The sequence below is a fragment of the Sphingomonas horti genome (assembly GCF_009753715.1).
Classification (GTDB): Bacteria; Pseudomonadota; Alphaproteobacteria; order Sphingomonadales; family Sphingomonadaceae; genus Sphingomonas_B; species Sphingomonas_B horti.
In genome coordinates, this window is the sequence record NZ_WQMS01000024.1 from 1 (window position 1) to 6,929 (window position 6,929).

The window sequence follows — 6,929 nt, forward strand, 5'->3', positions numbered from 1 at the left end:
TGTCAGAGAGCACTGACGTCTAATTGACTAGCTGGCGGGTGCTGCGGCGCTCGCCAGCTTTCCTACAGGCGGCTTCTGGCCGATAGCTGACCGTCCGCAGATAAGCGGGTAGCGCGAAAAAGTGACGGTCCGCTTCTCAGAAAAGCTTTGCTCTATCCTTCCGCGGCTGGGACGGGTGGAAAGCCGACGCAGAGAGCCTTTCCACGCGTCAGCCGCAATTCGAACCCCAGTTAAAGTTGCCCGCTCTCGCTCAATCTGTGGTAGGGAGGCATTCTTTCCGTGATCGTCGAGAAATTGAGCGGCGAGCGCTGGGCAAGACTTCGTGCCGCAGTCTCCAGCATCCGAGGTCGGCTATGGACCATTCAAACGTATGAGACATCGATCGGCGAGCAGCCTTGGACTGGCCCTGGTCGTCTCGTCCAGCACCCCGCTTATCCTGCTGAACGAGCAACTCGTGGTGAAAGCGGCCAGCGGCTCGTTCTGCCGCAGCTTTTCAGTCGATTGTAATAGCGTTGTCGGCAGGGAGCTGTTCGAGCTCGGTGAGGGTGAGTGGGACATTCCTCAGTTGAGATCGTTGCTGACGGCAACGGCCGCAGGGAACGCTGCCATCGACGCTTACGAGATGGACCTGAAGCGCGCCGGTAGTCCGACGCGCCATCTCGTCATCCATGCCCATGTGCTCGATCACGAAGAAGACGAGGCCCCGCGCCTGGCGGTTGCCGTGACCGACGTCACCGAAGCGCTTCAGGCGCGCCGCGCTCACGACGCACTGGTGCAGGAAAAGCAGGTGCTGCTCCAGGAATTGAATCACCGCGTCGCGAACAGCCTGCAGATCATCGCCAGCGTCCTGATGCAGCGCGTGCGCATTGCCCAATCCGAAGAAACCCGAACTCACCTGCGCGAAGCCCATCACCGGGTCATGTCTGTCGCCACGTTGCAACGCCAACTCGCTTCCAGTGCCACCGGCGACGTCGCGCTCCGCCCATATTTTGCCGATCTATGTGCGAGCATCGGGGCTTCGATGATCCCCGATCCCGAACTACTGTGTTTGAGTGTCGAGGCGGATGACAGCGTCACCACCGCCGACCGGTCCGTCAGCATGGGGCTGATCGTCACAGAACTGGTGATCAACTCCCTCAAGCATGCCTATCCTGCAGAGGCCAAGGGCAGGATCAAGATCGGCTTTCACTCGAACGGCGATGCCTGGACACTCACCGTCGCCGATGACGGCGTGGGTATCGACGGCGGTCACGAAAGCGGGAAATCCGGCCTGGGAACCGGCATCGTCAATGCGCTTGCAGCTCAGCTCGGGGCTACCGTCGAGGTGACCAATGCCGAACCGGGCTGCCTCGTTTCGATCGTTCACCGCGAGACTGCCGCAGCAACCGTGCCTTAGCTTTTGAGCCTCACTTAAGTCGCGCCTCGATAGCCGCTTCCCGCCGGACGGTCGCCCCGTCTCCTGTATCCGAGCAACCCAGCGAGTCCCAGCAGGCCAAGCAGGCCCAGTCGAAGCTGCCGCCGCCCTCATCGGGGGTTGCGCGCGCCGGGACCGGTTGTTGCTGCGGGAGCTGTTGTGGACGGGCCGATTGTCGAGGCAGCTGCGGGCCCACCGTCGTCGCGGGGTTCGTCTCGGAATATGGCTCCGGTCGGTCGTTCTGTGGCGGGCCGCGCCGGGCCTGCCACCATCAGGGCGATAGCCGCAGCGACGACGCGTATCAGAAATTTCCGCATGATCTTTCCTAGTTTCCCGTCGGCCAGGAAACTGGAAGAAAGAGTGCCTGGTCCCAGGTGAGCTCCTGAGCGGAATTCGCTCGGCTCAGGTGGTCGTGGCAGCGAAGAGAGCCGACAGCCAGCTTTCCGCCACGACCGAGGGCAAGCAGCGATACGCTTACGCTCGCAGGCCCGCCTATGCGTCCAACCCGGCGCCCAAACTGTCATCGGCAACACCGCCCTGGGCAACGATGACATCGACCTCCAGGGCGACAAAATCCTCAGGTGCGCCGACGAAGCTTCCGTCGACCGGTTTTATCTGGGCGATATTGCGGGCCGTCGCCACTGGAACCAGGTGAGCTTCGCCCATCCGACCATTCGTCGGGTCGAAAGCGATCCATCCGGCACAAGGCAGATACACCTCTGCCCATGCATGGGTGGTGCCGTGCTGCCGGCTGTCGGCGGGCGCGGCGGGGACCGGGTCGTAGAGGTAGCCGGACACCGCACGTGCGCCGATCCCGAGATGACGGGCTGCCTCGATGAACAGCGTTGCCAGGTCTCGGCAAGAGCCGCTGGCCGCGCGGAGTGTGTCCAGGGGTGGCTGCGTGCCTTCATCGTCGCGCCGGGCGTATACGCACGAGCCGCGAACCGCGTTGCTAAGGTCCTGCAGCAATGAGAGCGTGTCGGTCCGTTGGCCGGCCACGATGCTTCTGGCCCACTTCTCCATCTCCCCCGCGACGTCCTCGTACTCGGGTACCAGCAGCTCTCCCAAGGTGGATCGCTCAGCCGTGGAATATCCGAAAGGGTAGCTGTGCGCATGAGGGGCGATCTTGAAGATCGGCCAGGCGGATGCTCCCTGGTCGACGACGATGTCGCTGGAGACGACCAATTCGCTCGCGGCCTCCGAGAAAGTGGCGGTCGCGATCACGTTGCCGAAGACATCCTGGGACCATTCGATCTGTGCGAGCGGCGAGGTGGTGACGCGCGTGCTCCGCAGATCGAGAGTGTGGCTACTCCTGGGGATCAGCATCAGGCGATGCGGCAGCAGGGTCACCGGCCTGCAGTATCGGTAGACCGTCGTGTGCTTGATGGTCAGCAGCATTCCGAACCTCCCGACAGCGGCACAGCCAGCCAGGAGCCAGCCTATCCGGCGAGCTCCTGCTCCCCGGATGCAGTCGCCCGCCGCGCCCTCTTGGCCTGCGCTATCGCGTGCTGCAGGTCGGTATAGCGGTACCCGCCGACCGCATATTGCTGCTCCGTCGAGCGGGTAATGTCCGGATCCCAATCCGACTCCTCGGTGAAGCCGCCGCCTTCATTGTCCCAGCGATCCCGCTCGGCTTCGCCCTTGTCGAGAGCCGTTTCGGTGCTGGAGCCGCCGCGGGAAAAATCGTCGATGGCGCAGAGATCGGCGTGAATGAGCGCGAGCTGGTCGGCGATCATCTCAAGAGCGAGAACCTTCCGCTCTTCCGAGGTTCCGGCTCCACGGGCATCGGCCCGGTCGGCCTGGCTCGCTTCGTCCGCCGACGAAAAGGCACTGAAGTTGGCGGTGTTCTTTGGGGGGGTGCTGGTCACGGCGTATCTCCGCAGGAGCGGGAGTTGCCAAACTCTCAGTCGCACGTTGCTCGAAATCGGAGTGCAATACTGCCAAAGTGGGGACGAACGCTTTGGATGCAAGTGGAAGGCCTGATGGCGCGTCCTCAGGCCACACAAGGCTGCCGCGTGGTCGGGATTTGCAGTGCTTCCATCTAGGTCTGGAGCGCGCCCATGAGCGCCGCCCAAAGAAGGGGGCGCGCTTGCATTTGGCCTGTCAGTGCCTATCTATGTCTTATCGATGGCACAGCGCAGTAGGCGCCGTCGGCTGAGAGACATGCGAGCTCCCGCTTACGAGGAGTTTGCCATGACGCAGCATCTGATTTCCGAAACCACCCCCGACAGTTGGGAAAACGAAGGCGGCAGCCTGCCCTCGTCCTATCCCGAGTTCGCTAGCGTCCCCCGCTTTCTCACCGCGCTCTACGTCGTCGACGGACAGGCGTACGCAAGTCTTGTGGACGCAGTTGCGCAGGAACCTCGGCTGTTTGGGCGTGCCAGACCGTGACACCCCTCGACAGTCAAGCTCCGGGCTACTTCGCAGTGTTGGCGCCATTCGCCGCCTTGGCCCTGCTCATTTGGTGGATGGTCAACTAGGCTTTTCTAGATTGCGCGACGTAACCCAATAGACGGCCAACAATCCCACGATAGCCGACGCGAGCGAGGCAAGAAGAATCCCAAGCTTCGCGGCAGCAAGCAGGGTCGGCGGGTAAGCCAGGTTCGCAATAAAAAAGGACATCGTAAAGCCGATCCCGGTCAGGAAGGCGCCGGCCGTGAGGAAGGACCAGTTCAGGCCCGCCCCGAGCGCCGCTAGGCCGGAGCGCAGCGCCAGCCAGCTGAAGAGCAGAACGCCGATCGGCTTGCCGAAGACCAACGCGACAAAGATCGCAACGGAGACTGGCTGGACGTCGGACGCGGAAAGCGCGACCCCCGCATTGGCCAGGGCGAAGAGGGGCACAATTGCGAACCCCACCCAAGGGTGCAGCATCATCTCCAGCCGCTCCAACGGCGACAAGGACTCGCTGATAGCCCGGCCCGCTTCCACAAGCTCGCGGCGATCCGATGTGTCGCCACTCCACTCGTGATCGCGCGCATCGAGGACGTTCCCGAGGATGGCGCGTAGACGCGGCACGCCCACCCAGATACGCGTCGGGGTCATCAGCCCGAGGATGACGCCTGCTATTGTCGCATGGAAGCCGGATGAGTCGAGGCACAGCCACACCGCGGCCCCGAAGAGGAAGTATATCGGCAGGCTCCTTACGCCGAGACGAGCGGCGATGGCGATCATGCCCAGAACGAGGAGCGCGAGACCGATCGCGACGAAATTCAGGGCGTTCCCGTAACCGATCGCTACGACCAGGATCGCGCCGATGTCATCGAAGATCGCCAGGGCTATGAGGAACAGGCGCAGGCTGTGGGGAACGCGGGAACCAAAGAGCGCAAGCCCCCCGATCACGAACGCCGTATCGGTGGCCATTACCGTTCCCCATCCGTGCACACCGGCTTCTCCGGCCAGTATCGCAATGTAGATCGAAGCAGGAACTATCATGCCGCCGAGCGCAGCTGCGAAAGGAAGCGCAGCCGTTCGCAGGTCTCGCAGCTCGCCCAGGGCGAACTCGCGCTTCATCTCCAGGGACACCACGAAGAAAAAGAAAGTCATCAACCCGTCGTTGATCCAGTGTCCTGTCGAACGGGTGAAGTCCAACGCGCCGAGCTGCAGGCCGACGTCCATGTGCCAGAATGCCAGGAATTGCTCAGACCAAGCGGTATTGGCCACGATTAATGCGGCTATCGTCGCGACCAGCAACAAACCCCCCGCAGCAGCCTCTACCTTGAGGAAGCGCGCGAAAGGCTTTGTAATCCGGTCGGCGAACTCATGCGGAAGACCTGGGCTTCCGGGATCGATCATCTCATCCTTTCCGTATTGCGGCCCGACGGTTGGCAGCCTTGACCCCCAAGCGGAACGGTATGTTTGGACGCTGCAATGGCAGGAGACATGATCCTAACGTGCGAAGCGGTAGATCGGGCCCTATCCCGCATGCACCGTCGCCTGTGCATTTAGGGTCGCAGGATCTTTCCTAGTGCGCCGGGCGTGCCAATGTCCGCTATTCGGAATGCCCCGAGCTTGGCGCATCGACCGCCTTGGGCGCGGATCGGCCGGCTGGGACATCGGCCATGATCTCTCGGTTAGAATGTCAGGTTCGGGTGGAAAGCTGAAACTTGAACGGGCCGCTCCTCAGCTCGGCAGCTGCCGTGACACATCGGACCCCACCTGTTCGGAGCACCAATCAACAGCTTCTCTCAGCCGCTTTTTGTTGATCGGGTAACGGTGGCTTTCCCACCCGTTCGGAAGTTGATTTTCCGGCACATTCGGGTCGATCTCTCGCCAGTTTCGGGATTTGAACCCCCACTCTAGCCTTCTGGCTTTTACGAGGTCCTCGTAAATCCGGCTAATATCGATGAAGGTTGTCGAGCCAGGCGCGCGAACCGCGTGATAGCCCCGCCATACAGGCACGATTATCTGATCGCCTGGTGCTTCTGGGTAAGTGAAGTTCGAGAATCGGTTAGTCGGGGCCGATATGTTTCGATACTCGTAACGAGTGCCATCAACGAAGAGCCACAGCTCATCTCCCAAATAGGCAAGTGAACCGCGGTTACCCTCCTCGTCAGGCTGTCCGGCGAAGCTGAAAGAAAGACTGACAAGCCGCCCACCTTGTTCGATAACGAACCTAATATCCCCGTTGTCGCCGCGACATTGAACGCTGTCGATCATGGGGATATCGTGGCGCCAGCGGATTGTTGTTTCGGCGACCAATTCAAAGCTTCCCAAGCGAGTCCTCGCAAAATCGAACCTGTCCAGGACTTTTACCCGCTGTGGCAAGGCCGCGGCGGACGACATCAGCACTGCGCCGGCAATCGCGCATCGAGCCATTGCTGTCAGGATGGTCTCAACTCCCACTGCAGATTTGCCACTCTCGAAGGAACAGCTAAGTCGCTAGGCGTTCGACCACAATGGGGCGCGAGCGAAAATACCGCCGCTGAGAACGTCCGGATTCGCGCCTGAACCTAATGCTGAGGAAGGTCCGGAATGGGTCGTCGCCAGACGAGCTGATGAGCACAAATGCTATGTCCGCTCAGCCGGCAGGAGCGGACATCCCAACCCGGCGCAATGATGTTCAGGTTTGGGTGGAAAGGTGCCGTTCATCCCGGTCGTCAGTTTGACCAGAGGATTACTGTTAACCCCTGTGCCTTACCCAGCGTTCGAGACAGCTCCGACCATCGGTCCGCTGATTTGTCCTCAAGACTAGCGTCCGCCCGTCTTTGCTGAGACTCGCGGCATATCCAGCTTCGCCGCGCGGTTCATAGCGAAGATCCACACCGCAGGCAGCGGCCTGCTTCTCGAACTCGGCCCGAGTTACGGAATGGAGCGGCTCGCGTACAGGGGTTGCCGCCATCATCGCCACCGCAAGAAACATGGCGTTGCATAACCACGCCGGCGAACATCTGCTATGGGTCGGCTCAGGTGCGCAGAAATCTGAACGAAAGTCTTGTGTGGATGGCTCCCGCGTTGCAAGTGGCGATTTGATGTCGGCGGCTAGTCGGGTGCAGTCTTGTGTCCGGCCTGTTGATGC

Annotated in this window: 6 protein-coding genes; 2 read left to right on the forward strand and 4 right to left on the reverse strand. The window is 61.5% G+C overall.

The window, feature by feature from the left end:
- Positions 1 to 370 precede the first annotated feature (370 nt).
- Positions 371 to 1,396, forward strand: coding sequence for a sensor histidine kinase (locus GON01_RS16465; RefSeq protein WP_157028488.1), 1,026 nt, complete (start codon positions 371 to 373; stop codon positions 1,394 to 1,396).
- Positions 1,397 to 1,906: 510 nt separating this feature from the next.
- Here GON01_RS16465 and GON01_RS16470 read toward each other — a convergent pair.
- Positions 1,907 to 2,812 (reverse strand): transglutaminase family protein, encoded by a 906-nt coding sequence (locus tag GON01_RS16470; protein WP_157028489.1) that lies wholly within the window; start codon positions 2,810 to 2,812, stop codon positions 1,907 to 1,909.
- Between the two features lie 41 nt (positions 2,813 to 2,853).
- The gene (locus GON01_RS16475; protein ID WP_157028490.1) at positions 2,854 to 3,282 is read right to left on the reverse strand and encodes a hypothetical protein; all 429 of its coding nucleotides are present in this window, start codon (positions 3,280 to 3,282) and stop codon (positions 2,854 to 2,856) included.
- A 325-nt stretch (positions 3,283 to 3,607) separates the two neighbouring features.
- On the opposite strand from GON01_RS16475, the gene GON01_RS16480 reads away from it, so the two are divergent.
- Positions 3,608 to 3,805, forward strand: a complete 198-nt coding sequence (locus tag GON01_RS16480; RefSeq protein WP_157028491.1) for a hypothetical protein — start codon at positions 3,608 to 3,610, stop codon at positions 3,803 to 3,805.
- An 81-nt stretch (positions 3,806 to 3,886) separates the two neighbouring features.
- Here GON01_RS16480 and nhaA read toward each other — a convergent pair whose 3' ends face one another.
- Together nhaA and GON01_RS16490 are read right to left on the reverse strand one after the other, a co-directional pair.
- Positions 3,887 to 5,206 (reverse strand): Na+/H+ antiporter NhaA, encoded by a 1,320-nt coding sequence (gene nhaA, locus GON01_RS16485; RefSeq protein WP_157028492.1) that lies wholly within the window; start codon positions 5,204 to 5,206, stop codon positions 3,887 to 3,889.
- Positions 5,207 to 5,533: 327 nt separating this feature from the next.
- Entirely contained in the window at positions 5,534 to 6,229 is a 696-nt protein-coding gene (locus GON01_RS16490) for a hypothetical protein (protein WP_198159886.1), read from the reverse strand.
- Positions 6,230 to 6,929: the final 700 nt, after the last annotated feature.